Genomic DNA, 2,119 nt, shown 5'->3' on the forward strand with positions numbered 1-2,119 from the left:
TTCACGGTCGCCTTCTACGGGGGCATGACCTACTGGAGCGCCTCGAACCCGGAACTCACGATCACAGACGGGGTCGGTACCCTGACCGCCACCGGCAGCGGCTTCGGGGCCGACATGGACGACAGCAGCGTGTGGTCCGAGCTCACCCCGCAGAAGATCACCCTGGCCACCTTCTCCAACGTCACCGTGCGCGACAGCGAGTTCGTGATCGCCCCCGACTACCTCGGGGTCTCCGTGGGCAACCTCCCTGGCGGGCGCAACGAACAACCCGGGCGCAACGCGAAAAACCGCGCCTTCTGGGGCTCCTTCCCGCGGGACTTCATCGCCTTCCAGATCCTCACCGGGCAGTCCTCCTACTGGTACACCTCGGACGGGGCCCGCGACCGGGCGAAGCTGCCGCTGCCGATTCAGATCTGCCCGGACCAGGCCAACTGCGCCGGGACCACGACGGCCCCGAAAGAGCCGGACATCCCCAAGATCACCCAGAACACGATGATCGCGCCGCCGCGCGCCCCCCGTCCGCCGAGCGCCGCGCAGGCGGCGATCGCGCCCGTCACGCAGGCCAGCGCGCCGAGCGCCGTGCCGGGAGACACGGTGGTCACCACCGTCGTGACGACCCGCAGGATCATCGGGCCGGGATCGGACAACCCCCTCCTCATCCCGCTGATGCTCGGCCTCCTCGCCGGCTTAGGCCTCGTGACCGTGGTTACCGCGGCCGGGGGCGGGCTGATCAGCCGCGGGGTCATCGCCCTGTGACGAAGCTCAGCGAAGCGCCGGGGCCACCCGGGAAGCACGGGGCGGTGCCGGACCCCGCGGAGCCGGGCGACGGCGACCCGTTCGATGCCTTCGACGAGCTCCTCCGCGAGGCGGGCATCGAGGTCGGCCCGGCCGCTGACCCGGGCCCGAGCCGGCTCAGCCGACGGGCGCTCACCCGACTCGGCGGCTGGCTCGGCATCCCACTGCTCCTCGGGCTCGGCCTGCTCTGGTCGGGCCCCCTCCTGGCCGCGGGCCCGCCGAGCGAGCCCAGCGCGGCGAGGGGCCCCGTTTCGGCGGCGCCCCCCGCCGCCGAAACGGGGGCGGCCCCCGAAGCCGCGGGCCCCGCCCCCGCAGCGGAAACCACTCCGCGGGAGCCGCGGGCACCCCGGGACACCCGTGCCCCGCGCGGCACCCCCGTCTCGGAGCTCGTCGACCCCGGCTGGGTCCGAGCGGCCGCCACGGCCACCGGGATCCCGGAGCGCGCCCTGAGCGCCTACGCCGGGGCCGCCCTGCAGATCGCTCGCGAGAACCCCGGCTGCGGACTGGGCTGGAATACCCTCGCCGGAATCGGCGAGGTCGAGACCCACCACGGCACCCTCGGCGGCGGCTCGATCTCCCCCGCCGGTCTCGCGAGCCCCGCCATCATCGGCGTGCCGCTCAACGGCAACGGGGTCGCCGCGATACCCGACACCGATCAGGGCCGGCTGGACGGCGATCCCGTCTGGGACCGGGCGGTCGGGCCCATGCAGTTCATCCCGAGCACCTGGGCCGTGTGGGCCGCCGACGGCACCGGGGACGGCGCCCCCAATCCGAACCGGATCGACGACGCGGCGCTCGCCGCCGGGCGCTACCTCTGCGCCGCAGCGGGCTCGCTCACGGATCAGGCGGTGTGGGAGCGGGCGATCGCGAGCTACAACAACAGCCACGATTACGCCGTGCGGGTGTCGGTCGCCACGCAGCAGTACGCGGCGGCCACCGGCTGAGCCCCGCCCCACCGGGTGGCTCGCCGCGCAGGGCGACGACGGATTGCGGCGGCTCCGGGACGGCTCCCGGCCCCGTGCGGCATACTGGAGGACATGGTGAATGACGGTTTGATCGCGCCCGGAAGCGCCGGCGCCACCGTTGACGCGGAGACGACGCTGCTGCGTCGGATCGCCGTCGGCGACCGCGCCGCCTTCGCGGATCTCTATGACCGGCTCAGCGCGGATGCGCTCGGCGCGATTCTCGCAACGCCCCGCGCGGAGCTGGAGCCCGAGCGCGCGATGCTCGCCCTCCGCGACACCTTCCTCGACGTCTGGCGCGACGCGGACGACCTGGACCCCGCCCGCGAGACGGGCCGCGACTGGGTGCTCGGTCTGGCACG

At 74.0% G+C, this 2,119-nt stretch carries 1 protein-coding gene and 2 pseudogenes; all 3 read left to right on the forward strand.

Translation table 11 applies throughout. The annotated features are described in order from the left end of the window. Positions 1–756, forward strand: a pseudogene (locus OOT08_RS10920) (hypothetical protein); the annotation flags it as partial. Then, entirely contained in the window at positions 753–1,739 is a 987-nt protein-coding gene (locus OOT08_RS10925; RefSeq protein ID WP_325092670.1) for a lytic transglycosylase domain-containing protein, read from the forward strand. The pseudogene OOT08_RS10920 and the gene OOT08_RS10925, both read left to right, overlap by 4 nt. A gap of 93 nt (positions 1,740–1,832) precedes the next feature. Then, positions 1,833–2,119: pseudogene (locus tag OOT08_RS10930) on the forward strand (RNA polymerase subunit sigma); the annotation flags it as partial.

It is taken from the genome of Leucobacter sp. M11, assembly GCF_035726885.1.
Lineage (GTDB): Bacteria > Actinomycetota > Actinomycetes > Actinomycetales > Microbacteriaceae > JAPFRB01.